Here is a 24492-nt window from a genome sequence, read left to right on the forward strand (position 1 = left end):
CTAGCGCATGCCAACGGGTTCGGGCAGCGGCATCATGGCCAGGGCCTCCAGCAGCGCCGCCGGGTCCGTCACCCGCCGGGGCAGGCTGATGCGGGCCAGGGCATGGCCGAAGCGCAGGTCGATCCCTTCCGGGTCCAGGCCGATGGCGCGCCAGCCACCCACCTCGCCGCCCTGCCGCAAGGCATGCGCGCGCAGGGTGGCGGCGTGGTCGGCGTTCAGCCGGCGCAGCAGTTCCGGCTCAGCCGCCACCAGCGCCTCCGCCCCGGCGAGGTCGGTCAAAAGATCGGCACCGGTCAGTTCGGGGGCGAGCCGCGTGCCGCCCAGCAGGTCGATGCCATTCGGCGTCACCCGCCACAGGTCGAAGCTGTCCAGGGTGGTGGTCACCATCATTTTAGGATGCCGGGCCAGGTAGCGGCGCAGCGCATCGGGGTCTTCGACCGGCGCCGCATGCCCGGTCAGGGTCAGCCGGACGCCGGGCAGGGGCGCGCCATCATCGCCGTGGGCCTGCACCATCAGCGAGATTCGCTGATCGGCCAGCAGGTTGCGGGTGTGCAGCGCGATGCGGTTCAGCCGCAGCAGCGGCGCGCCGGACATGTCTGTGGCGATCGGCGCGGAGGAGACGAAGGGATAGCCGCTGCCGGCATCCAGCGTTCCCAGGGCGGCGAGACGGGCCAGCCGCAGCACCCGGCGCGCATGCGCGCCCATATCCGCATCCGGATCGCCCACCGGCGGCAGGTCATGGGGACGGGGCGTGATGGGGGGTGGAGTCGGCATCGAATGGGTCACTGGCGTCATGGGCCGGGGACCTTAACCACCAGCGTCGGGCCAGGACATCGATTTCCTGGCCGCCGGGCCGGCTCAGACGCGGCCGTAGGTGTCTTCCAGCCGGATGATGTCATCCTCGCCGAGGTAGGAGCCGGACTGCACCTCGATCAGGGTCAGGGGGATCATCCCCGGATTTTCCAGCCGGTGCACGCAGCCCAGCGGCAGGTACAGGCTCTCATTCTCCCGCAGCAGGATGCGCTCGCCATCCCGCTCCACCATGGCGGTGCCCGCCACCACCACCCAGTGCTCCGCCCGGTGATAGTGCTTCTGCAGGCTCAGCTTGCCGCCCGGCCGCACATTGATCTTCTTCACCTGGAAGCGCGTGCCCAGCGCCACCCCCTCATACGACCCCCAGGGGCGGTAGACCCGGCGATGTTCCGTCGCCTCCCGCTGCCCGGCGGCCTTCAGCTTCTCCACCATCCTCTTCACGTCCTGGGCGCGATCGCGATGGCAGGCCAGCACCGCGTCGTCGGTGACCACCAGCACCACATCCTCCAGCCCGATCACCGCCGCCAGGATGCCTTCCGACCGCACGAAGCAGCGCTTCGCATCCAGCAGCGCCACCGGTCCCTTCGTCGCATTCCCCGCCCCGTCCTTCGGCGCGATATCCCAGAGCGACGACCAGCTTCCCACATCCGACCAGCCCGGCTCGCAGGGCACCACGGCGGCCAACTGCGTGCGCTCCATCACCGAGGTGTCGATGGAAACCGACGGCGCCGATACGAAGCCCGGACCCAGCCGCACGAAGCCGAGGTCCCGCACCGCCTCCGCCACCGCGCCCCGGGCGGCGGCCAGAACCTCCGGCGCATGGGCGGCGATTTCCGCCAGCAGCGTCGCCGCGCGGGCCACGAACATGCCGCTGTTCCACAGATGCCGCCCGCCCTGCAGGAAGCGCTCCGCCGTCGCCGCATCCGGCTTCTCGACGAAGCGGGCGATCTGCTGCGCGCCTTCCACGCCGGGCAGCGGCGCGCCGACCTCGATATAGCCGTAGCCGGTCTCCGGCATGGTCGGGCGGATGCCGAAGGTGGCGATGCGGCCGGTGCCGGCGGCGGCGGCGGCGATCGCCAGGGCCTGGCGCAGGGCCGGCACATCCTGCACGGCCGCATCGGCCGCCATGATCCAGAGCGTGGCGCCCGGCGTCTCCTCCCCGATCAGCACGGCCGCGGCGGCGATGGCGGCGGCGCTGTTGCGCGCCTCCGGCTCCAGAACGATGCGCGCGCCGTCGATCCCGGCTTCCCGCAATTGTTCCGCGACCAGGAAGCGATGCGCCTCCCCACAGACCACCACCGGGGCGGCGAAGCCTGGACCCCGCGCCCGCGCCGCAGTCTCCTGCAACATGGTTCCGGCCGAGATCAGCGGCCAGAACTGCTTCGGATAACCCTCCCGCGACAGCGGCCACAGCCGGCTGCCCGTGCCACCACACAAGATCACGGGAACAATCGAGTCACCCGGATGCCCGGCGAGAGGCACGGTGTCTTGAGGCATCGGGGGCTCTCTTTCCTGCGGCGCTGCCGGTATGTCGCAGGGGTAGGGAAAAAGAAAGGCGAGGCGGCGGCGCAACCGTGTCATCCCATGTCGCCCCACCACCCCGCAGGTTGACGCCGGCCACCACAGGCCGTCTACGAGGCCAGGGCGATCAGGCCGTGAGCAGGAGAGGATGACCGTTGGCGAAGCCCCGCATCGCGATCGACGGCTACAACCTGGCGCTGGACCAGGGCACCGGCGTCGCCACCTATGCCCGCAACCTGTCGCATCGGCTCGGCGCCATGGGGGCAGAGGTCGGCGTCCTGTACGGCCAGCGCGGCTCCAGCGGCAAGGATGAGTTGCTGCGGGAGGTCACGCTGTACGACGCCCGCCCGAAGCCGCCGCACTGGCTGAAGCGGGCCATCGACGACTTCGTCCACAGCCTGAGGCTGTCGATGGGGGAGGAGGCGAAGCGCGTCCAACTGACGGATGCCGTGATCCGCAAGGGGCTGGAAGCCCGCCTGCCCTATGCCGACACAGCCTGGAACATCCCGGAGCTGTTCCGCGCGGCGGTGCAGAGCTTTGGTGCCAAGAACAGCATGGGCAAGGTGCGGCTGCCGGACCGGCAGGATGTGATGCACTGGACCTATCCGCTGCCGCTGCGGGTGGAGGGTGCGAAGAACATCTACACCATCCACGACCTGGTGCCGCTGCGCATGCCCTATGCGACGCTGGACGTGAAGCGCCGCTACCTGGGCACCTGCCGCGCCATCGCCGCGACCGCCGACCACATCGTGACGGTCAGCGAAGCCTCGAAGCGGGACATCATCAACCTGCTCGGCATCCCGGCGGAGAAGATCTCCAACACCTTCCAATGCGTGGAAATCCCCGACCGCCTGGCGCGCAAGCCGGAGAACCTGGCGCGCGGGGAGGTGGAGGGCGCCTTCGGGCTGGAATGGGGCAATTACTGGCTGTTCTTTGGCGCCATCGAGCCGAAGAAGAATGTCGGCCGGCTGATCGAGGCCTATCTCGCCTCCGGCAGCACCGCGCCGCTGGTGATCTGCGGCAAGCAGGCCTGGCAGATGCGCCAGGAACTTGGCCTGATCTATGAGGACGACCAGCGGATCATGGCCGATCCAGGCCCCTTCGACGGTGTCCAGGCGCTGACCCGCAAGCTGCGGGACCGCGTGATCCTGCTGGACTACGCGCCCTTCCGCCTGCTCATCAGCCTGATCCGCGGCGCCAAGGGCATGCTGTTCCCCTCATTGTATGAGGGCTTCGGCCTGCCGGCGCTGGAGGCGATGCTGCTCGGCACCCCGGTGATGACCAGCAACACCTCCTCCCTGCCGGAGGTGGTGGGCGATGCCGCGCTGACCGTCGATCCCTATGACACCAGGGCGATGGCGGAGGCGATCCAGGCGCTGGACGGCGATGCCAATCTGCGCGCCGAGCTGTCCGCACGCGGTCCACGCCAGGCGGCGCTGTTCGACGCCGCGCATTACGACCGCCGGCTGGCGGAGATGTACAGCCGGATCGGGATAACACTGAATAGCTGATTGCCTCAGGCACCGGCGCGCTACCGCACCAGCACCTCCGCCGCTTCCCGCGTCTTGGCCACCGCTTCCGCCGCCTGCGCCACCGCGCCCGAAATGCCGGCGATATTGCCGGAGACGGTGGAGACGGCGGCGGAGGCGTTGTGCATGCTGGCCGACATGCTGCGGGTGACCACGCTCTGCTCCTCCACCGCCGAGGCGGTGGCCGCGACGCTTTCGCGCACGGTCGTCACCGCATCCCGGATCGCGCCCAGGGCGGAGGCGACGGTGGCCGATGTGGCCTGGATGCCGTCGATCTCGCGCGAGATCTGCTGCGTCGCCTGCGCCGCCTGCACCGCCAGGTTCTTCACCTCGCTCGCCACCACGGCGAAGCCCTTCCCGGCCTCCCCGGCGCGGGCGGCCTCGATCGTCGCGTTCAGTGCCAGCAGGTTGATCTGGCTGGCGACGTTGCGGATCAGGCCGACGATGCTGCTCATCGCCTGCGCCGCGCTGGCCAGGGATTCGGTGTTGTCGGCGACCGAGACGGTCTGGGTGAAGGCATCGTCGGTGGCGCTGCGGGAACGCGCCATGCTCTGGGCAATCTCCCCGATCGAGGCGGCAAGCTGTTCGGCACTGGCCGCCACCTGCTGCACGCTCTGCGCCGTCTCATCCGCCGCGCCGGAGGCCGAATGCGCCTCCGCGGTGGATTGCGCGATGGCGCCGTCGATCTCGGTGAAATTGCTGTCGATCAGCGTCTTGAGATCGGCCAGCAGTCGCATCTGCAGGCTGATGTCGGTGGCGAACTTCACCACCTTGCAAGGCTTGCCGCTGGCATCGAAGATCGGGTTGTAGGCGCCCTCGATCCAGACCACGCGGCCCGCCTTGCCCAGGCGGCGGAACTGGCCCACATGGTGTTCGCCCCGCCGCAGCTTGTCCCAGAAGGTGGTGTAGTCGGGGCTGTCGCGGGTCGCGGCATCGACGAACATGCTGTGCGGGCGGCCGCGCACTTCCTCGATCGTATAGCCCAGCGCCTTCAGGAAATTCGCATTGGCATCGAGGATGGTGCCATCGAGCCCGAATTCGACAACGGCCTGGGATCGGTCGATGGCGGCGATCTGCCCAGCGAAATCCACATTCAGCAGGCGCTCGCGGGCATCGGCCCATTCCACCACGAAGCCGGTGCGCTGGCCCTGTTCGACCAGCGGCGTCACCAGCAGGTCGAAGGCGCGGCCGCCGACGCGGATGGTGGCGGCATGCGGCACCTTCAGCGCCGACAACATGCCGCGCTGATGTCCCGGATTCTTGTGGAAGACGTCGATGCTGCTGCCGATCAGCCGGGCCGCGCTGAAGTTCGGCAGGTCGCGCTTCAACTCCGCCTCCGCCTCCTGCATCAGCTTGATGGCGGCGTGGTTCATGTAGCGGATGACCAGGTCATTGTCGGCGACCATGACGCTCGCGCGCAGTGCGTCGAGGGCGCGGGCCGTGGCGGGAGGCTGGGCTTTGCGGGTCAGGGTGGCGAACATGGTGGAGGTGACCTTGTTGGGGCAACCCGCACACAATGCGGTGAGTCTGGTTAATCGCGGCCTCATACCACGGCCCAATTCGTCATGAAATCATGACGAATCCGTCACATGACGCGATGCAGGGCCACAGTCGGGGAAGCCAGCCCCTCGAAGACCGGCCGGGCGAAGTAGAAGCCCTGCATGTAGCGCAGCCCCATGTCGCGCAGCGTCGCCACCTCCGCCGCCCGCTCCACCCCTTCGGCCACCACCTTGATGCCGAGTTCGGCGCCGAGCCCGATCAGGCTGGCCAGGATCGCCCGGCGCACGCGGTCCTGGTCGCAATCCCGCACCAGGCCACGGTCGATCTTGATGATGTCCGGCTTCAACTCCGCCAGGCGCAGCAGGCCGGAATAGCCGGTGGAAAAATCATCCAGGGCGATGCGGAAGCCATGGCGCCGGTATTCCGTGATGATCGCCTGAGTATGGGCGACATCGACGATATGCTCATTCTCGACGAATTCGAAGGTCAGCCGGTCCAGCGGAAAGCCGCTGCGCGCGGCGGCCTGCAGCGTGCGGAGAATACAGGCGCGCGGCTCATAGACCGCATTCGGCATGAAGTTGATGTTGAGCTGGGTGGTCATGCCGAGCCGGGCGGCCAGTTCGATCGCCTTTACCCGGCAGGCCTGGTCGAAGGCATAGATCGTCTCCGCATCGACCTGGTCCAGCACGCTCTGCGCCCCCTCCCCGCCCGGGCCACGCACCAGCGCCTCATGCGCATCGATCCGCTGTGTCTCGACGTCGATGATCGGCTGGAAGGCCATGGTGAAGGGAAAGAGCGGACTGGGCGTCCGACAGGCGGCGCAGGCCGTGGCGGAGGAACGCATGGGCGGGTTGTCCGGAGAGAATAAGTCAACAACGCGACCAAGTAGCCGGAGGTTCTGACGAAACCGCTAACACCAGGCCAACAGGCCGCTCAGCCCAGGCTTTCGGGATAGAAGCGCCGCAGCAGCGGTTCCAGATGCGCGCGCAGATAGGCGACGGCGGAGGCTGGCAGCGCGCGCCGTCCTTCGCCCGGCAGGCCAGACCGGTAATGGGACGTCGCATCCACCTGCCCCGGCGCGCGGCCCGTCACCGCGCCAAAACTGTGGCGTTCGGCGGGGGGCAGCAGGTGGCCGGGATGGGCGGCCTTCAGCAGGGCGCCGAGGCGTTCATTCGGGCGCAGCACCATCTCCTCCATCCGCAGGGTGGTGAATCGGGCATCGTCGAAATCCCAGCGCCGCAGCGCGTGCAGCGGGCCGACCGCCTCGGGGTGGAAATCCGCGCGTTCCAGGAAGGCAATGGTCAGCAGCATGCCCTCCGCCTCCGGCACCCTGCGCAACAGCGCCTGCTGCGCCGCCAGCTGCGGCCAGCCCTCGGTCGGATGGGTGTTGCGGTGGGAATGGTAGGCGGAGACCACCAGGTCCAGCGGGTTGCGGATGATGTGGATGCCGCCCGGGATGCGCCCGGCCAGGAAGCCGTGATCGGCATTGGCCAGGATCGCCACATCCGCCGGCCGGTCCGGCAGGGCGGCGCTGTGGTGGGTGGCGATGCTCGCCAGCCCGTTCATCCGGGCATAGTCATTCACATAGCCCGCCAGCCAGGCACTGGCGCATTTGTGGTGGGTGAGGACGTAGACCGGCATCGGACCTTCCCTCAGCCCGCGCGCAAAAACACCACCCGCGCCGCCCCATGCTCCCGCGTCGCAACCTCCGCCCAGCCCGGAACCTCCAGCGTCTCCTCCCGCCCCAGCTCCGCCGCCACCAGCGCGCCGGGCGCGATCCAGCCGGCGGCGCCGAGCGCGGCGAGGGCCTTCGGCACCAGATCCTTGCCATAGGGCGGGTCGAGCAGGATCAGCTCGCAGGGTGCGACGGGCGCGCGCGGACGCAGAACGTCGCCGCCCAGCACGGTGCAGCGCGCTTCCTCCTTCAGGCTGGCCACGTTCTGGCGCAACACCGCCAGCGCCACGCGGTCCTGTTCCAGGAAGCTCGCATGGGCGGCGCCGCGCGACAGCGCCTCCAGCCCCAGGGCGCCACTGCCGGCGAAGGCGTCCAGCACGCGCCTTTCCTCCACCGCCTCCCGGCCCGCCCAGGGGGCGTGCCAAAGCATGTCGAAGATGGCCTGGCGGACACGGTCGCTGGTCGGCCGCGTGGTCTCCCCCGGCGGCGCGGCCAGCCTACGCCCGCGGTGGAGTCCGGCGACGAGTCGCAGCACGGGGCGGCCTCTTCGGTTCGGCGTTGCGGGCGCGCGGGATATTGCCCGGGCGGGGCGGACGCTTGCTGACCGGCGCGGCGGGTTCGGGCGGCGGGGCGGCCGCGGCAACGGCCTCGGCCTCCACCTCCTCCCGCCGCCGGCGCTTGGCGGGGGCCTCGCCGATGCCGAGCTGTTCGCGCATCACCTTGGGATGCACCTCCTCCACCGCGCCCTTGGGCAGGGTGCCGAGCTGGAAGGGGCCGTAGGCGGTGCGGATCAGCCGGGTGACCTGCAGGCCGAGATGCTGCATCACCCGGCGGATTTCGCGGTTCTTGCCTTCCTTCAGGCTGACCGTGAGCCAGGCGATGCCACCCTGGCGGCTGTCCAGCCCGCATTCGATCGGGCCATAGGCCACGCCCTCGATGGTCACGCCGCGGGCGAGCGCCGCGAAGGCGCGTTCATCGACATGGCCGAAGACCCGCACGCGGTAGCGGCGCAGCCAGCCATTGCTCGGCAGTTCCAGCTTGCGGGCCAGGGCGCCGTCATTGGTCAGCAGCAGCAGCCCCTCGCTGGTCAGGTCGAGCCGGCCAATGGAAATCACGCGGCCGAGGGCCGGCGGCAGGCGTTCGAACACCGTGGGCCGGCCCTGCGGGTCCTTATGGGTGGTGACCACGCCATCCGGCTTGTGGTGGCGGAACAGCCGCGTGCGTTCCGGCATGGCCACCGTCTTGCCGGAGACGGAGATGCGGTCGCCCGGCTGCACGAAGGTGGCGGGGCCATCCACCTTCTTGCCGTTCAGCTTCACCACGCCCTCCGCGATCAGCTTCTCCGCGTCGCGGCGGGAGGCGATGCCGGCGCGGGCCAGGAACTTGGCGATGCGTTCGCCGCGTTCCGGGCTGTCCTCGGTCTCGTCGGTCATCGGCGTGCTGCTTCCACGAAGGCCGCGAGGATGTCGGGGTCGCGCGGGTCCACGGCATATTCCGGGTGCCATTGCACGCCGAGGGCGAAGCGGTGGCCGGGCAGCTCGATGCCCTCCACCACGCCATCCGGTGCCACGGCATTCACCACGCCGGACCCCGCCGTGGCGACCGCCTGGTGATGCGCGCTGTTCACCGCCATGCGGGGCGCGCCGACGATGCTGGCCAGCAGCGTGTCGGGCGTGATCGCCACCTCATGCCCCGGCTCCGTGCGCGGATTGGGCTGTTCATGCGCCAGCGCGCCCGGCACCTCATCCGGAATATGTTGTATGAGTGTCCCGCCCAGCGCCACCGCCAGCAGTTGCTGGCCGCCGCAGATGCCGAGAACGGGCATGTCCCGGTTCAGCGCGGCGCGCACCGCGGCGAGTTCGAAATCCGTCCGGCCCGGCTTCAGCGTGACCTTCGGATGCGGCGCCCCGCCGCCCCAGAGCGCCGGGTCGACGTCGAAGGCGCCGCCCGTGACGAGCAGCCCATCGATGGCGTCGAGGTAGTCCACCGCCAATTCGGGAAAATGCGGCAAGGCGACGGGCAGGCCGCCGGCGGCGATGATGCTGGCAAAATAGTTCTGGCGGAGCGCGTACCAGGGCAGCTTCGACCAGCCACCGGCCGGCTCCGCATCCAGGGTCACGCCGATGACCGGGCGTTTGTTCATGCCGGTTGCTAGACCGCGGCCCGCCGTCAGGGCAAGCATCGCGCCATGTCCCCGATGGAAATCGCATTGCAAGAGGCCCATTCCGCCGCCGCAAGGGGGGAAGTGCCGGTGGGCGCCGTGGTGACGGACGCTGCCGGCCGGGTGCTGGCGCAGGCGGGCAATGAGGTGGAGGCCCGGCGCGACCCCTCCGCCCATGCCGAGATGCTGGCCCTGCGCGCCGCCGCCGCGACCCTGGGCGACAAGCTGCTGCCCGAGGCGACGCTGTGGGTGACGCTGGAGCCCTGCGCCATGTGCGCCCAGGCGATTGCCTTCTTCCGGGTGAAGCGCCTGGTCTTCGGCGCCTATGACCCGAAGGGCGGCGCCGTGGACCACGGCCCCCGCCTGTTCACCCAACCCACCTGCCACCACGCCCCGGAGGTGGTGGGCGGGGTGCGGGAGCGCGAGTCGGCCGCGCTGCTGCGGGGGTTTTTCGCAGGGCTCCGCTGACTCTTGTTTGATCGCGTGATTCAGACCTCCGGTGCGGTCGCACCTTCGGTCATCACGCTCTAATCCATCTGGATGTTGAAGCGCCGGATCACCGCCCCGTACTGCGTGACCGTGTCCTGCATCAGCCGCCCCAGCTCCTCCGGCGTCGAGGACACCGCGGCGGCGCCCGTGCCTTCCACCGCCGTGCGGTATTCCGGGGAGGCGACGGCCGCGGTGACCAGCTCATTCACCCGCCGCACGACGGCGGGCGGCGTGCCGGCACCGCCGCAGATGCCGAGCCAGCCGAAGGCCACCAGGTTCATCCCCTGCTCGGTCAGCGTCGGCACCCCCGGCGCCACGCCCAGTCGTTCCGGGCTGGTGACACCGATGGCGCGCACCTGGCCGCCCTGGGCGAGCGGCATGGTGTTCACGAGGGGACCGACGAACAACTGCAGCCGCCCGGCGATAAGGTCCTGCAGCACCGGCGGCGTCCCGCGATAGGGCACCTCCACCATGGTCACGCCGGCCGCGCCCTCGAACATCCGGGCGACGAGATTGGGCATGGAGGCGGGGCCGACATGGCCGAAGGCCATCCCCTCCGGCCGCGCCTTCGCCAGGGCGACGAATTCCGCGACATTGGTCGCCGGCACGCTGTTGGGCACCACCAGCGCGTAATAGGCGCGGGTGATCTGGCTGATCGGCGCCATCTCCCCCAGCCCATAGGGGCGGCTGGCGCTCATCGTGTTCAGCGCGTCGATATAGGTGCAGACCAGCAGCGTATGGCCGTCCCGCGGCTGGGACAGCACATGGTCCAGCGCGATGCGGCCGCCGGCGCCGCTGCGATTCTCCACCACCAGAGGCTGGCCGAGCTGGCTGCGCAGCTTCTCCGCGATGATGCGGGCGGGGATGTCGGTGGGGCCACCGGCCGGGAAGCCCACCACCAGGCGCACCGGCCGCGTCGGCCAGGCCTCCTGCGCCACGGCCGGCATTCCGCACAGCAGCGCCAAGGCCGCCGCGAGTCCTCGCATTCCCATCGTATTTGTCCTGACGTTTCCCAGGGCGCAGCGTGGCGCAGCCGGGCGGCAGGCTCAAGCCCCGATGGGTCGCCCCAGCACCCCCGCCGCGCGCGGGTCCCACCACCAGGCGGGGTCCGGCCCGACCATCACCCCGGCCTGGAAACGCGGCGCCGGGCGGTGCTTCGCCGTGCCGGCCAGCACCTCCTGCCCCCGCTCGGTCAATCGCCAGGGCGTGTCCCGCGCGATCAGCCGCAGCGGGCCGGTGGAAAGCCGCTCCGCCAGGTCGCGCACGATCAGGTCGGTCATGTGGAAGACGGGATCGCCCTCGCGCAGCGCGCGATGCGCGGCGGCCAGGTCGCCCGCCCCCTCCGCCACGGCGCGCAGCAGCAGCCGCTCGCTCAGCGCCAGGCCGTCGGCGCGCCAGGGCAGGTCCTGCAGATGCCGGCGCATCGCCCCGGCGAGATGCGGCAGGGGCGAGGCACGGCGGGTCAGGCTGTCCAGCGCCACCGGATCGGGGCTGGCGAAGGCGGCCCAGGCCTCGGCGCCGGCTTCCAGCTGCAGCGCCGTCAGCGGCCGCGGTTCCAGCGCCGCCACCTCCTCCGCCGGCATCATGGCGAAGGGGCGCCTGCCATCCGCCGGCATCAGGAACAGCCGCCCGTCCAGCGGCGCGCGGCCTGCCAGCAGCGACAGCACCCGGATCAGGCAGGCCTGGTCCCAGAGGTCATGCTCGAACCACAGCAGCACTCGGTCGAACTTCGCCAGCGCGTTCAGCGCCATGTATTCGCGGCCGAGCCGCAGCCGCGCCGCCTCCACATCCACCCCGGCATGCAGGGCGATGACGCGGGCGCGGCGGCCCATATAGGGGATCAGCTCCTCATCGGAGACGGCGCCGATGCAGACCGGATCGGCGATCGGCAGGTAGTCGCCCTGCCATCCAGCCAGGGGCAGAAGGTCGCGGAGATCGTCGCCGCAGCGGATATGGGCCGTGGAGGTCATGCCCGCCCATGCCACGATGCGGCGGGGCGGAAAAGAGGCGCGGGCGGTGTCACCCGCGCCCCCCCTGTCAGAGCCGCAGGCCGAGGCGACGGATCATCGCCCCCTCCTCCTCATATTGGCGGCGCATGAAGGCGGCGTAGTCGTCCGGGCCCATATGGAAGGGCGCCATGTCGAAGCGGTCGAGGATGGCGACATGGGCCGGGTCGAACAGCGCCTCCCGGAACGCGTCGTGCAGCACCTTCACATGATCGGGATTCATCCCTTTCGGCCCGGCCAGGCCGTAGGGAGAGGCCGAGACGATGTCGATGCCGCTTTCCTTCAGCGTCGGCACATTGGGGAAGCGCTTGGCGCGCTCCGCCGTCCAGGTCACCAGCAGCCGCATCCGGCCCGACAGCACCAGTTCCGACCAGCCGGAGCTATCGGCGCTGGCCTGGATCTGGTTGCCGAGCAGCGCCTGGCTGTTCTCCGCCCAGCCGCGGAAGGGCACATGCGTCCATTCGATGCCGCGCTGGCCCGCGATCTGCTCCATGGTGATGTGCAGCGAGGTGCCGACGCCCGGCGTGCCGTAGTTCACCCGGCCCGGATTGGCCTTCGCATAGTCCAGGAACTGCTCCAGGTTCTGCCAGGGGCTTTCCGCATTCACCACGATGCCGAACAGATAGCCGGTCAGGTGGATGACGTAGGAATAGTCCTCCAGCGGGTTGAACAGCGCCCGCTGCGCCATCTGCGGGTGGCGCAGCACGCTGATCGGCATCTGCGACAGCACATAGCCATCCGGCCGCTCGTTGAGCAGTTGCTGGGGGCCGAGGATACCACCCGCGCCGGCGCGGTTCTCGATGATGATGGGCTGGCCGAGGCGCTTGGAGGCCTGGTCGGCCAAAGCGCGCATCTGGATATCGGTGGTGCCGCCGGCGCCCCAGGGCACGATCACGCGGATCGGCCGGTTGGGATAGCGGTCCTGCGCCCAGACGGTGGGGGCGGCGAGCAGTGACGCCCCCAGCCCCAGCGTGGCGCGGCGACCCATGGCGAAACGGATTGGGCTGGTCATCGAACGTGTTCCCCTGCAACGCGCCGGCCTTCGGGCCGGTTCTGGCCTCAATGCCTATCGCGCGCCGTTCCGGGCCGCAACAGCCGGATGGATGACCAGGGGGTGATGTTGCGGATGCCACCGCCGCGCGGCGCGCGGCGGTGGCAGGCCTGCTCAGTTCATGAAGACGCGGGCGGAGAGCGCCGACTGGAAGATCAGGTTCAGCAGGTCGCGCGCGATCTGGAAGTTCTTCGGATCCAGGCGCGGCAGGGCGATCAGCTCATCGCCCGGCGCCGGGCCTTCCGTCGGCTCCAGGATCAGCTCGCCCGAAGCCTTGCGGATCATCACCTGGGTTTCCACGCCGCGCTCGGCGAAGCCACCGGCCGCCCGGACATAATCGGGAATGCGCATGTCGGGGCGCCAGACCACGGCCTGCGGCACCGACACCTCGCCCGAGACCAGCACGGTCTGCACCCGCTCCGGGATCACGACGACGTCGCCATCCTCCAGCCGCACATCGGCGCAGCGGCCGGTGCGGTCCATGACCACCAGGCGGCCCTCGGGGCGCGTGCGCCGGGCGCGCTGGATGTAGGTGGAGACCAGGTTGGCCTCCACCGCGCGGATCTCCGCCACGCCGGTGGTGGAGGAGACGGCCATGAACAACTGCCGTTCCAGCCGGTCCATCGCCTCATTGATGACGCGGGTCTGCTGGGCCGCGACGGAGGGGCGCAGCAGGAAGACGCCGGCGGGATTGGCCAGCACCGGATCCACCGCGACATGGTCGAGCAGGGTGCAGAGCGTGGTGTCGCGATCGGCGATCAGGACGGAGGGGCCGATGCGGCTGCCCTCGATGCTGACGCGCACGGTCGGCGCCGGGCTGTCGGTGATGAAGGTGATGGTGTCCTGGTCCATCAGCTGCAGGCTGCCCAGCTCCCGCACCGTGGCGTAGCGGGCGAAGGGCTGGCTGCCGCGGGTGCCGCGGATCACCGCATTGGTGGCGGAAGGCAGCGGGGAGGCGAGGCGCAGCAATTCGCTGCCCGGCATGGCGCGGCCGGAGACCTCGAACAGGAAGTTGTTGCGCACCGCGCCATCGGCCCCGACCATGGCGCCCTGCGGCGCGACAACGACCGTGTCGCCTTCCTGCATCGTGATATTGGGCAATTGTCCGGTCAGTAGGAAGCGATACAGGTCCACCCGGGCCACGGTGCGGCCACCCCGGTTCACCGCGATGTCGCGATAGGAACCACGGCCCGGATCGACGCCGCCGGCACGGGTCAGGTAGTCGAGGATGCTGTCGGAACCCGCGCCCATGTGGCGGCCCGGCAGGCGGACATAGCCGGTGACGAAGACGCCGACCTGACTGGCATTGAGCAGCACGGCATAGACCTGCACCTGCTGCGAATAGACGCGGCGCACCTCCGCCTCCACCACCCGCTGGACATCGCCCGCGCGGGTGCCGGCGACGCGGATCGGGCCGATTTGCGGCAGGAACAGGTTGCCCTCCGGGTCCACGACGCCGACCACCGAGGCCTCGATGAAGCCCCAGATGGTGACGGAAACGCGGTCCCCGGCACGGATCACGTAGTTCGGATTGGGCGAATCAGTGGCCGACGGCGGCGCCCGGGTGAACAAGGCGGCGCCGAACACCACCGTGGCGGGACCCGCGGCGCGGGAGGGGTCGCCGATCGGCCCGACCGCCGTGGGGCCACCCTCCGCCGCGGTGGCGGAGCCGGCGCGAGAGGTGGTGATGGCATCCCCGGCCGCGCCAAGCAGGTTCGGCAGCGTGCCGACCTGCGGGCCACGTGCGCCCTGGCCCGTCGCGGTGCCGGGTGGCATCACCTGCGCACTGGCCAGGGCAGGCAACAGCAGCGCCAGCGCCAAGGCCAGGCGTGGCAGCAGGTGGGGCAGGCGGCGAAGCAAGTCGGTCATGTCGGGCACAATCCGGAAGTAGGGCCGGCCGAGGCCGGCCGGCCGTTAAACTGTCCTGTCTCGTTGCAGAATGCCAGGACATGGGCGCGCGCCGGAAGGGGCGTGCGTGACGGCCCTCAGCTTGCGTGTTCGCGTGCCCCGGCAATGACCAGCCAGCCGATCGCGTAAAGCACGGTCAGTGCCACCAGCAGGGTCATGGTGTTGAACATCGCCTTGGGGAAGGTGGCGCGTTCCGGCAGGTTGGGTTCGACCACCCGCATCAGGAAGACCTGCTGGCGCTGCGCATCGGCGCGCGCCGCTTCCAACGATCCGATGGCGGAGGAATAGACCCGCTCGGCGAATTCGCGTTCGAGTTGAAGGCGCTCATAGCCGGAAAGCTGCTGCGTCAGCGTTTCGGAGCCGCTGGTACGGCGCGATCTCTCGCTGGCGATCTGCGCCTGAAGCGCCGCGATTCGGTTGTTCAGCACCTGGATCTGCGGATTGTCCGGCCGCATGAAGGCCTGCTTCTCCTGCAACTCCGCCCGGGTCTGGGCCAGGGCCCCCTCCAGCCGCGCGACGGTCTGCACGGCGCTGCCGACGGCGGCCGTGGGGTCCAGCGTCTGCTCGCGCTCACGGAAGGCGGTCAGCGCGGCGCGGGCGGCAACCACCCGTTCCTCGGCGATCGCCACCTCCTCGCGTCCGACGCGCAGCGTGTCCTGGGAAGTGCGGGCGGAGAAGCGGTTGACCAGCCCTTCCGACATGGTCAGCAGTGCCTCGGCGATGGCGGTCGCATCGTCCGGCCGGTAGGCCTGCACCTTCAGGGTGATGATGCTGGTCTCCATGTCGTAATCGACCGAGACGCGGCGACGATAGTAGCTCAGCAGCCGCTCGGCCTCCGGATCCTCATACATCAGGCGGGACACCCGGTCGGCCTCGGGCCGGCGCCAGATCGCCGCGAGGTCGAGTTGCTCCTGCAACGCGGTCACGGCGGAGATGCTGTCGACGAAGGAGGTGACGGCCTGCGCCTCCTCCCCACCCGGACGCATGGACCCGGCGCTGGCGCCGAGGATGCTGGCGATGCCGCCCGCACCGCCGCCACCGCTGGCGCCGGGGCGGCCGCGCACCAGGATGCGGGCTTCGGCCTCATACATGTCGGAGGCGTAGGTCGCGTAGTACAGCCCGACCACCAGGGTCGGCAGCAGCACCAGCAGTATGTACCATCCCAAGGGACCGCGCGGCTTCAGCCGCGCCAGGATGCTGCGGCGCGGCCGCACCTGTGCGCGCGGCAATGCGCCCGGGCCGGAGGTGGTGGCAGCCTCAGAGGGCCGTATAGGTGGCGACAGCTTCATCGACGTCCTCGAAGAAGGTCAGGCTGCCTTCATTCAGCACCGCGGCCGTGCGGCAATACAGCTTCAGGTGATCGGGCACATGGGTAACGAGCACCAGGGAACGCCCCCGCGTCTTCTCGGCCAGGATCTTCTGCGCCCGGTTGACGAAGCGCTGGTCGCCGGTCGCCGTCACCTCGTCGATCAGGTAGCAGTCGAAATCGACGGCGAAGGACAGGCCCAGCAGAAGCCTACCCATCATGCCGACCGAATAGGTCTTGGCCGGCATGTTCATATAGGGGCCAAGTTCGGCGAAGTCCTCGACGAAGTCGAGAACGCGCTGGACCGGCTGGTTGTAGATGCGGGCGATGAAGCGGGCATTGTCGGCGCCGCTCATGGAATTCTGCAGGCCGACGCCATGCGCCAGGGGCCAGGAGACGGACATGCGCCGCTCGATCCGGCCGGAGGTCGGGTGCTCCACCCCGGCCAGCATGCGCACCAGGGTCGATTTTCCCGCGCCGTTGCGGCCAAGGATGCCGACCGAATCGCCCGGCCGGATGATGCCGGAGACATTGCGCAGCACGTGCTTCTTGCCGCCGCCGCGCAGGTCGTAGTGTTTTGAGACGCGATCGAAATAGATCAAGGCGGCGGCTCAGAATTCAAGGCGCGCGCGCACCGCGCGCACCGCCGCCAGGCCAAGAAGGTTCACCGCCACCACCCAGCCGAGCACATAGGCCAGATCGTAATAGGCTGGGATCATGTTGCCGAACATGCCGTCGCGCATCATCTCATGGATATGGGCCTGGGGATTCCACAGCAGCATCTCGCGCCATTGGCGGGGCAGGTAGTGCAGTGCGAAGAGCGCACCGGAAAACGGCAGCGCGACATAGGTCATCGGGTGGACGATGCGGTCCACCACCTCCCACCGCGCGGCACCGGCGGCGACCAGCAGGCCGAGGCCATTGGCCAATGCGAAAAGCAGCATCAGAGCGCCCACCAGGGTCGGCACGTCATGCGGAGTCGCGCCCGTCCACCAGGCGGTGCCGGAGATGACGACCAGCAGAACGCAGGTGACCGCGCCCATCTCCAGGAGATTTCGCGCCAGCATGATGTCCACCAGCCGGACCTGGCGGTGGTACATCAGCGTCATGTTGGCCTGGAAGGCGGTGGTGGCGCGGTTGATGATGGCGCGAAAGGCAAAATACGGCGCATAGCCGATCACCACGAACAGGAAGGGCGGCACATTGCCCATCTCCCGCGAACTGACCAGCGTCTTCAGCAGGCCGATGAGCGAGGCCAGCAGCAGCGGTTCCAGGAACAGCCACAGAAAGCCGAGATGGCCGCGACCAAAGCGGGTCTGCAATTCGCGCAGCAGCAGGGCATGGATGACACGCCGCTGGACCGCCAGACCCTCCATGGTCCGCGCCAGGCCGCTCTTGCGCTGCGGCATACCCTCGGGCAGCCCATGCATGCCGCCGCTCGCGGCACTCATGGCGCGGATCTCACGGGCGGGCGGAGCCGCCGCCGCGCAGCAGCGGGCGGGCTTCCACCCAGCCACCTTCGGGCGCGGCGCAGACCAGGCGGGCACGCTCCGCCATGCCGGCATCCACCCGCAATTCACGGCATTCGCGACCGCTGGCGGCATTGTAGCTGCGCACCAGCCGCACCTGCGCGGTGCGGCCATCGGCCAGGGCCAGGCGCGTCGACGCGCCGGGCTGGGCCTGGCTGGCGAAGATCACCACCGGGTCGGTGGACACAACGGCCGGCCGGGCGGTCACCGCGGCATTGCTGAAGGCGCGATCACCGCTGCGTGCACACCCCATCAGGGCAGCAACCCCGATCACGGCCACCAGGGCGCGCAGGGGCCGCGTTGCCGAGGAGGTTCCGGCCAGGCGGGCTGAAACGGGCCGGGTTGCGGCTTGTGTGCGGTGCATCATGATGAAGAACACTAGCCGAAGGCCGGGCCTTAGGCAAAATGCAAATAACTTCATCTGTTTCACAGCAAGCGGCGCGGCGCGGTGGCGTCGTGGGCCGGTTTCGCCCCAACCCCGAGGATGCCCCGCTGCCGATACTCCGGCTTCCCCCGGCTGAGCTGGCCGCCCTGCCTCACCTGCCGGCCTTTTTCCCCGGCCATGAGGTGCAAGCCGCCGAGCCGGCCGATGCCCGTGCCGCCGATGCCCAAGGGATGGGGGCGCCCGGCGCCGCAGCGCTGCGCTACAGCCCCGGCCCCTTCCGCCCGCCTCGCCTCGCCGGGCGTGAGGTGCCGGTGCTGCTGGTGGTGGGCCAGGGACCGGACCCGCTGGCCAGCGCCCTCGCCAACCCGCCGGCCAGGCCCGATCTCGCCCAGGCCAGGGCTGTGATGGCGGCGCTGCTGGCGATGCGGCCCGGGGCGCTCGGCACGGCGATGGATGCGAAGGGCGCGCGCGCCATCCTGCTCGACCCCTGCGACCCCGCCCGCCAGGCCACGGCCATCGCCCAGCTCGTGCAACACCGCGCCGCCGGCACCCCGCCGCTGCTGCTGCGCGACCCTTTCGGCCCCGGCGAGGCGGTGCTGCCCGGCAGCCTGCCGGCGCCGGACCCCTGGGCGCTGCTCGATCTCGGCCTGCCGCTGCATGGCGCCAGCCTGCCGCTGGGGCTGCTGGCGCTGGCCGCCGGGGTCCCCCTGGCCGATGGCCGCCTGGCCGGCGCCGACCCGGCCCTGTCCTGGGCCGCGCTGCTCGCCGCCACCCGCGCGGCCGACCCCTTCCACAACCGCCCCTGCCCGATTCCCCAGGCGCTGGATCTGCTGGCGCTGTGGCAGGCGCGCGCCACCGAATCGCGCGGCATCGCCGCCTGCCTCGGCGTGCATCCCTACAAGCGCGACCGGCTGCGGGAATTGCTGGCCAGCGACGCGCCGCCACCCGCCTTCGCCGCCACCCCTGCCCGCGCGATCACCATCGCGCGAGAGCGTGGCGGCGCGGTGCTGGCCTGGGCCGCCAGCGCGCCGCCGGACCTGCCCGCGCGCTGCGCGGAAGCCGGGGTGCCACTGCGCTGGCTGGAGGATGGCTTCATCCGCTCCGCCGGCCTCGGCGCCGCCTTCCGCGCCGGCGCCTCCTTCGCCCTCGACCAGGGCGGCCCCTATTACGATCCGCAGGTGGAAAGCGACCTGGCGCGGCTGCTGGCCGAGGCCCCCTTCCCGCCGGACCTGCTGGAACGCGCCCGGTCCCTGCGCCGCGCGGTGGTGAACCGGGGGGTCACCAAGTACAACCTGCCCGGCGCCATGCCGGAGATCACCGCCCCCGCCGGCCGCCGCCGCATCCTTGTGCCGGGCCAGGTGGAGGGCGATGCCTCCATCCGCCAGGGCGCCGGCGACATCCGCCGCAACCTCGACCTGCTGCGCGCGGTGCGCGCCGCAGCACCGGAGGCCTGGCTGATCTACAAGCCGCATCCGGATATCGAGGCCGGCTTCCGGCGCGGCCGCATCGCCGCCGCCGACCTCGACGGCCTGGCCGACCAGGTGCTGCGCCACGCCCCGATGGCGCCGCTGCTCGGCCTGGTGGACGAGGTTCATACCATCACCTCCCTCACCGGCTTCGAGGCGCTGCTGCGCGGCCGGGAGGTAACCTGCTGGGGCACGCCCTTCTATGCCGGCTGGGGCCTGACCCGGGATCGCGGCCCCGACGCCGCCCCGCCCCGCAGCCGCCGCCTGACCCTGGACGAGCTGGTGGCCGGCGCACTGATCCTCTACCCCCGCTGCATCGACCCGCTGACGCGCCTGCCCTGCCCGCCGGAGGTGCTGCTGGACCGCATGGACCGCCCCGACCTGTTCCCCCCCGGCCGCCGCGCCCGCCTCCGCGCCGCCCAGGGTTTTGTCACGCGCGCCGTCGCCTGGATTCGGGGCTGGCGGTGAGCGGGGTCGTCATCAGCGGCGCCTCCCGCGGGCTCGGCGCGGCGCTGGCCCGGCGCTACGCCGTGCCGGGCGCGCGGCTGCTGCTGACCGCGCGTTCCGCCGCGGCGCTGGAAGGCGTGGCCGAGGCCTGCCGTGCGCAGGGCGCCAGCGTCACCACCCTGGCCTGCGACATCACGGAGGCCGCGCCGCTCGCCGCCGCCCTGGCCGTGTTCGAAGCAGCCGGGCCGGTCGATCTGGTGATCGCCAATGCCGGCACCTCCGCCGGCACCGCACCGGATGGCACGCCGGAGGATGCGGCGGCGGCGGCACGGCAGGTGGCGGTGAACCTGATCGGCGCCATCAACCTCGTAGGTCCCCTGCTGCCGGGCATGCGGGCACGGCGCGCGGGGCGGGTCGGGCTGATCGCCTCCGTCGCCGGGCTGCGCGGCCTGCCCGATTTCCCGGGCTATTGCGCCAGCAAGGCCGGGCTGATCGGCTGGGGCGAGGGGCTGCGCGCCCAGCTCGGCCCGCTCGGCATCCGGGTGACGGTGGTGACGCCCGGCTTCTTCGACAGCGCCATGGGTGCGCGCTTCCACGGGCGGCGGATGTTCGTGCTGAGCCAGGACCAGGCGGCGGATCGCGTGTGGCGCGCGCTGGAAGCCGGCGCGCCGCGCGCCGCCTTCCCCTGGCCGCTGGCGCTCGGCCTGCGCCTGCTGGCGCTGCTGCCGCCCCGCCTGGGTGACTGGGCGGTGCGGCGCATGCGCTTCCGGGTCAGCCCGGAGGGGTAGCGACGCATCAGCCGGGCTTCGAATCCGGCAGGACGCGGCAAGCTTCAATCCGCGCCGCGCACCGGCTCCGCCACCGGCGCCATCCGCCCCTGCGCCAGCGGCAGGAAGGGGCCGACACGGTCCTCATCCAGCGTGGCGACAATGGCGCGCACCAGCTCCGCCCGCCCTTCCCGCGCGTAGAAGACGCCGCGAAGCTGGGTGGTGCCCTGAAGCGCCGCCAGGAAGTCGTCGCGCAGATGCAGGTCGGGCAGCGCCGCCTCGGCCCAGAAACGGTCGAGCGGCCCCTGATGTGCCAGCCCGGGCACGTTCCACACCGCCTGCCCCAGCGCCTTGGCCGGCCGGCCCAGCGCCAAAGCGCGCAGCCCCACGGTGCTGTTGATGGTGATCAGGCCGCGCGCGCGCAGCAGCATCGCATCCAGCGGCCCGTGATGGGCGACATGCACCCGCCCCGTCAGCCCCGCCCGCTGCGCCATCAGCCCGATGCGCCGGCCCCAGCTTTTCAGGCAGGGGTCGAGCGGATGCACCTTCACCAGCAGCCGCGCCTCCGGCGGCGCCATCCGCGCGAAACTCTCCAGCACCTCCGCCATCGGGGTGTCGAGGTCGGGATAGGGCGAATAGGCGCGGACGGAAAAATCCGTCTCCATCTGCATGGCGAACAGCCAGAAGGGCGCGTCGCCGATGGCGGCCAGCGCCTGGGCGCCCTCCGCATGCTCCGCCCGCCGGCGCAGCAGGCGCCGGCCGATGCCGAGATAGGTCGCCACCGGATGGTGCAGCTGGTGGCTGCGGTAATGCGGGAAGGGCCAGGGCGCGAGATTGGCCAGGTGGTAGGCCATGTCCCACATCGCCTGAAGGCGGAAATCGTCGCGGTAGCGTTCCGTCAGGTCGGCCCTCGGCAGGCTGGCGGCCAGGGCGCGGATGCTGTCGGGGTCGCGCGGGAAATGGCTGTCCCCGCCCATGCCATCCTGTTCGAGCGTCACCCAGTCGGGGCGGAAATAGCCGAAATCGGTCACCGCGACGAAGATGCCCCGGCGCTGCGCCGCGGCGATGGCGGCGCGGTGATAGGCGCGCTGCTCGCCCAGCAACAGGATGTCGGTGACGCCGTGGCGGTCGAGGTAGCCGGCGATGAACTCCGGCCAGGCTTCCGCCGTGCCGCCATACTGCACCGCCGGCGGCGCGCCGGGCGGCTGGCGCCAGAACAGCCGGTCGCCGAGCGAAAGGTTGATCCGATGCACCGCATGGCCGAGCTGCGCCAGCCCGGCCGCGACCTCCGCGAAGACCGGGCTGATCGGCCCCTGCAGGAACAGGAAGCAGCGCGGCCCGGCGCGCCTCGTCCGGCGTCGCGGTTCCGCCGTCCCGCTCAAGCATGAGTCCATTGCCGACATACTGTGCCCATAGCCATCATCGGTGGCGGGACTGTCAATGCCACCCGGGGCAGGGCTGGTTTCACGACATTTCAATCGAGGCCGCCGCGCCACAGCCGCCAGCGCCCATCGACCGGCGCGGGCAGCCGCGCCATGGCATTCAGCATCGCCGCATTGCTGTCCAGAATCCATGAAATTTCAAGATGTTGCCACCCCCGCAGCCGGCAGTGCCCGATCGCCTCCCGCAGCAGCGCGCCCATCGCCAGGGCGGAGGCGGGGTGGCCACGAAAATCCTGCGTGATGCCGAGCATCGGCAGCCGCGCGCCGCGCACCTGCCCGGCCAGAGCAAGGCCGAGCCGCGCCCAGCCGAAGGGCAGCAGCCGCCCATTGCCGGGGATGGCTTCGGCGATGTTCGGCACCACGGAGACCAGCCCGACCGGCTTGCGGTCCCATTCGGCGAAGATCACCTCCCCCCGCCACAGCAGCGGGCGCAGCAGCCGGCCGAGGCCCTTCACCTCCGCAGCCCCCAGCGGCACCGCGCCCCAATTGGCGCCCCAGGCGTCGTTGTAGAGCGCGGCGATGCGGCGCAGCTCGCCATCGAAGTCGCGCCGGACCAGCGGCCGCAGCCGCAGCCGCGCCATCTCCGCCGGGCGCTTCAGGGCCAGCGCGGCGAAACGCGCCGAATGGCGCTCCGCCGCCACATCCAGCGTGCAGGCCAGCATGTCCCGCACCGGGGCCAGGCCGGCGGCGTCCAGCATCCCGGGCAGCCAGTCCGGCGAGCCGGGCATGCGGAGCATCGGCGCGCGGCCGAAGAAGCCGGCCTGGGCGCCGACCTCATGGTTGATGGTGAAGGAGAGCGGGCCGGTCATCTCCGCCCTGCCCTGCTCCCGGATGAAGCCGCGCGCCGCCGCCAGCAGCGCCGCCAGCACCGCCGGGTCCCGTTCCAGGCAGAGGAAGCCGAAGGTCGCGGGCGCGGCGGGGTCCTTCGGCACGCAGGCGGCGATGCGCCCGGCCACGGCGCCGTCCTTCCAGGCCAGGAAGCGCTGCACCGCATGGTCCGCCAGGAAGGTGAATACCGCCGGGTCGAACATCCGCGCCTCGTCCCAGCGCAGCGGCACGGACCAGCCCAGCGGGCGCAGGCGCGCCGGCAGGGCGTGGAAGGCGCGTGCCTCCGCCCCGCCGCTGACAGGCCGCGCGACGATCACCCGGCGAGGTCGGCCGGCGCCACTCCATCGGTGGCGGCCACCAGCGCCGCCACGGCGTCGCGCACATCCTGTTCGGAATGCTCGGCCGAGAGGAAGAAGCGCAGCCGCGCCAGCTTCTCCGGCACCGCCGGGAAGACGATGGGCAGGGCGTTCACCCCGTGTTCGAGCAAGGCGACGGCAACCCGCACCGCCCGCACCGAGCTGCCCAGCACCACCGGCACGATGCTCAACCCCTCGGAGGCGCCGGTGTCGAAGCCATGCTGCCGGCACAGGTCGCGGAACAGCCGGGCATTGGCCTGAAGCTTCGCCACCCGCCAGGGCTCCGCCAGCATCACATCCAGCGCCGCGGCGGCGGAGGCGGCGAGCGGCGGCGACAGGCCGACGGAATAGACGAAGCCCGGCACCGTATGGCGCAGCCAGTCGATCAGGTCGGCACGGGCGGCGATATAGCCACCGGCGGCGCAGAGGGTCTTGGAGAGCGTCCCCATCCAGATATCGACCTCGGCGGGATCGACGCCGGCGGCCTCGAACACCCCCTTGCCGGTGGCGCCGACGCAGCCCAGGCCGTGTGCGTCGTCCACCATCAGCCAGGCATCGTGCTTGCGGGCGATGCGGACCAGCGCGGCCAGGTCCGGCACGTCGCCATCCATGGAATAGTGCCCCTCCACCAGCAGCAGCGCCCGCCCGGCGCTGCGGCGGACGCTGGCCATCTCCCGCTCCGCGGCGCGGACATCGTTATGCGGGAAGGAGACGCGCCGCGCGCCCGAAAGCTTGGCGCCCTCGACGCAGGAATTGTGGATGGCGGCGTCGTGCACGATCACGTCGCGCGGCCCCATCAGATGGCCGATGACGGTCACATTGGTGGCATGCCCGCTGACGAAGGCCAGCGCCGCCTCCTGCCCATACAGCGCGGCCAGGCGCTGTTCCAGCACGCCATGCACCGGCCGCTCGCCGGAGACCAGGCGGGATGCGCTGGCGGAGATGCCGTAGCGCGCCATGGCCTCCGCCGCCGCCTGGTGCAGCCGGGGGTCGCCATTCAGGCCCAGATAGTCGTAGGAGCCGAAGTTCAGCGTCTCCCGATTGCCGATCAGGCTATGCGCCCCGGCACGGCCCTCATGCACCCGGAAGAACGGGCTCTCGATGGCCAGCGCGCCCATCGCCTCCCGCATCAGGCCCCAGTCGCGCAGGCCCTGGATGGCGCCGAAGCCCCGGTGGTCGGAGGCGGCCTGCGCCTCCTGCCCCTCACGGCGCTTGGCCAGGCGTTGCACCAGCGCGAGCCGCGCGGCGTTGGAAAGCCCGAAACCTTGCCCACGACTCATGCTGTGGTGCGAACCCCCGAATGACCCATGCCG

General features: G+C 70.8%; 22 protein-coding genes and 1 pseudogene. 4 read left to right on the forward strand and 19 right to left on the reverse strand.

The genetic code is table 11. The features are described from left to right. Complete coding sequence (locus JJQ90_RS02625) at window positions 1-795, reverse strand: HugZ family pyridoxamine 5'-phosphate oxidase (protein WP_216872890.1); 795 nt, start codon at window positions 793-795, stop codon at window positions 1-3. A gap of 63 nt (window positions 796-858) precedes the next feature. Further along, window positions 859-2310, reverse strand: coding sequence for a mannose-1-phosphate guanylyltransferase/mannose-6-phosphate isomerase (locus JJQ90_RS02630; protein WP_216872891.1), 1452 nt, complete (start codon window positions 2308-2310; stop codon window positions 859-861). A gap of 179 nt (window positions 2311-2489) precedes the next feature. Between JJQ90_RS02630 and JJQ90_RS02635 the strand changes: the two genes are divergently transcribed. Next, on the forward strand, window positions 2490-3845 hold the full coding sequence (locus JJQ90_RS02635) for a glycosyltransferase family 4 protein (protein ID WP_216872892.1): 1356 nt from the start codon (window positions 2490-2492) through the stop codon (window positions 3843-3845). A gap of 20 nt (window positions 3846-3865) precedes the next feature. Here the strand turns inward: JJQ90_RS02635 and JJQ90_RS02640 are convergent, their stop codons facing one another. From JJQ90_RS02640 to JJQ90_RS02665, 6 genes and pseudogenes are all read right to left on the reverse strand, one after another. Then, window positions 3866-5344 (reverse strand): methyl-accepting chemotaxis protein, encoded by a 1479-nt coding sequence (locus tag JJQ90_RS02640; protein ID WP_216872893.1) that lies wholly within the window; start codon window positions 5342-5344, stop codon window positions 3866-3868. A gap of 104 nt (window positions 5345-5448) precedes the next feature. Then, window positions 5449-6207, reverse strand: coding sequence for an EAL domain-containing protein (locus JJQ90_RS02645; RefSeq protein WP_216872894.1), 759 nt, complete (start codon window positions 6205-6207; stop codon window positions 5449-5451). Window positions 6208-6296: 89 nt separating this feature from the next. Beyond that, window positions 6297-7004 (reverse strand): hypothetical protein, encoded by a 708-nt coding sequence (locus JJQ90_RS02650; protein ID WP_216872895.1) that lies wholly within the window; start codon window positions 7002-7004, stop codon window positions 6297-6299. A gap of 11 nt (window positions 7005-7015) precedes the next feature. Further along, window positions 7016-7573: a 16S rRNA (guanine(966)-N(2))-methyltransferase RsmD gene (rsmD, locus tag JJQ90_RS02655; RefSeq protein ID WP_329959346.1), complete on the reverse strand. Its 558-nt coding sequence runs from the start codon at window positions 7571-7573 to the stop codon at window positions 7016-7018. Window positions 7574-7709: 136 nt separating this feature from the next. Next, window positions 7710-8471 (reverse strand): annotated as a pseudogene (locus JJQ90_RS02660) (pseudouridine synthase); the annotation flags it as partial. Next, entirely contained in the window at window positions 8468-9181 is a 714-nt protein-coding gene (locus JJQ90_RS02665; RefSeq protein ID WP_216872897.1) for a gamma-glutamyl-gamma-aminobutyrate hydrolase family protein, read from the reverse strand. The pseudogene JJQ90_RS02660 and the gene JJQ90_RS02665, both read right to left, overlap by 4 nt. Window positions 9182-9235: 54 nt before the next feature. Between JJQ90_RS02665 and JJQ90_RS02670 the strand changes: the two genes are divergently transcribed. Beyond that, complete coding sequence (locus tag JJQ90_RS02670; protein ID WP_216873740.1) at window positions 9236-9667, forward strand: nucleoside deaminase; 432 nt, start codon at window positions 9236-9238, stop codon at window positions 9665-9667. 59 nt (window positions 9668-9726) lie between these two features. Here JJQ90_RS02670 and JJQ90_RS02675 read toward each other — a convergent pair whose 3' ends face one another. From JJQ90_RS02675 to JJQ90_RS02710, 8 genes are all read right to left on the reverse strand, one after another. Beyond that, window positions 9727-10680 carry a Bug family tripartite tricarboxylate transporter substrate binding protein gene (locus JJQ90_RS02675; protein ID WP_216872898.1) on the reverse strand — a complete coding sequence of 318 codons (954 nt, stop codon included), beginning with the start codon at window positions 10678-10680 and terminating at the stop codon, window positions 9727-9729. 54 nt (window positions 10681-10734) lie between these two features. Further along, complete coding sequence (locus JJQ90_RS02680) at window positions 10735-11658, reverse strand: DUF1835 domain-containing protein (protein ID WP_216872899.1); 924 nt, start codon at window positions 11656-11658, stop codon at window positions 10735-10737. 67 nt (window positions 11659-11725) lie between these two features. After that, window positions 11726-12706, reverse strand: a complete 981-nt coding sequence (locus tag JJQ90_RS02685) for a tripartite tricarboxylate transporter substrate binding protein (RefSeq protein WP_216872900.1) — start codon at window positions 12704-12706, stop codon at window positions 11726-11728. A gap of 153 nt (window positions 12707-12859) precedes the next feature. Then, window positions 12860-14614, reverse strand: a complete 1755-nt coding sequence (locus JJQ90_RS02690; protein WP_230410309.1) for a polysaccharide biosynthesis/export family protein — start codon at window positions 14612-14614, stop codon at window positions 12860-12862. 116 nt (window positions 14615-14730) lie between these two features. Beyond that, complete coding sequence (locus JJQ90_RS02695) at window positions 14731-15882, reverse strand: capsule biosynthesis protein (protein WP_230410310.1); 1152 nt, start codon at window positions 15880-15882, stop codon at window positions 14731-14733. Window positions 15883-15910: 28 nt separating this feature from the next. Beyond that, window positions 15911-16561 (reverse strand): ABC transporter ATP-binding protein, encoded by a 651-nt coding sequence (locus JJQ90_RS02700; RefSeq protein ID WP_216872902.1) that lies wholly within the window; start codon window positions 16559-16561, stop codon window positions 15911-15913. Window positions 16562-16570: 9 nt separating this feature from the next. Continuing rightward, window positions 16571-17410, reverse strand: coding sequence for an ABC transporter permease (locus tag JJQ90_RS02705; protein ID WP_216872903.1), 840 nt, complete (start codon window positions 17408-17410; stop codon window positions 16571-16573). Window positions 17411-17420: 10 nt separating this feature from the next. After that, complete coding sequence (locus JJQ90_RS02710) at window positions 17421-17696, reverse strand: DVU3141 family protein (RefSeq protein WP_329959349.1); 276 nt, start codon at window positions 17694-17696, stop codon at window positions 17421-17423. Window positions 17697-18055: 359 nt separating this feature from the next. Between JJQ90_RS02710 and JJQ90_RS27425 the strand changes: the two genes are divergently transcribed. Together JJQ90_RS27425 and JJQ90_RS02720 are read left to right on the forward strand one after the other, a co-directional pair. After that, window positions 18056-19807 (forward strand): capsular polysaccharide export protein, LipB/KpsS family, encoded by a 1752-nt coding sequence (locus tag JJQ90_RS27425; protein WP_216872905.1) that lies wholly within the window; start codon window positions 18056-18058, stop codon window positions 19805-19807. Beyond that, the gene (locus JJQ90_RS02720) at window positions 19804-20574 is read left to right on the forward strand and encodes an SDR family NAD(P)-dependent oxidoreductase (RefSeq protein WP_329959350.1); all 771 of its coding nucleotides are present in this window, start codon (window positions 19804-19806) and stop codon (window positions 20572-20574) included. Before JJQ90_RS27425 ends, JJQ90_RS02720 begins: the two co-directional genes overlap by 4 nt. 44 nt (window positions 20575-20618) lie before the next feature. Here the strand turns inward: JJQ90_RS02720 and JJQ90_RS02725 are convergent, their stop codons facing one another. The 3 genes from JJQ90_RS02725 to JJQ90_RS02735 all read right to left on the reverse strand — a co-directional run bounded on the left by JJQ90_RS02725 (window position 20619) and on the right by JJQ90_RS02735 (window position 24459). Then, window positions 20619-21935 carry a capsule biosynthesis protein gene (locus JJQ90_RS02725; protein WP_216872906.1) on the reverse strand — a complete coding sequence of 439 codons (1317 nt, stop codon included), beginning with the start codon at window positions 21933-21935 and terminating at the stop codon, window positions 20619-20621. A gap of 92 nt (window positions 21936-22027) precedes the next feature. Further along, window positions 22028-23140: a hypothetical protein gene (locus tag JJQ90_RS02730; RefSeq protein ID WP_216872907.1), complete on the reverse strand. Its 1113-nt coding sequence runs from the start codon at window positions 23138-23140 to the stop codon at window positions 22028-22030. Further along, window positions 23137-24459, reverse strand: coding sequence for an aminotransferase class I/II-fold pyridoxal phosphate-dependent enzyme (locus JJQ90_RS02735; protein WP_216872908.1), 1323 nt, complete (start codon window positions 24457-24459; stop codon window positions 23137-23139). Before JJQ90_RS02735 ends, JJQ90_RS02730 begins: the two co-directional genes overlap by 4 nt. Between the last annotated feature and the right edge of the window lie 33 nt (window positions 24460-24492).

Origin of the sequence: Falsiroseomonas oleicola (genome assembly GCF_019029495.1) — a bacterium.
Classification (GTDB): Bacteria; Pseudomonadota; Alphaproteobacteria; order Acetobacterales; family Acetobacteraceae; genus Falsiroseomonas; species Falsiroseomonas oleicola.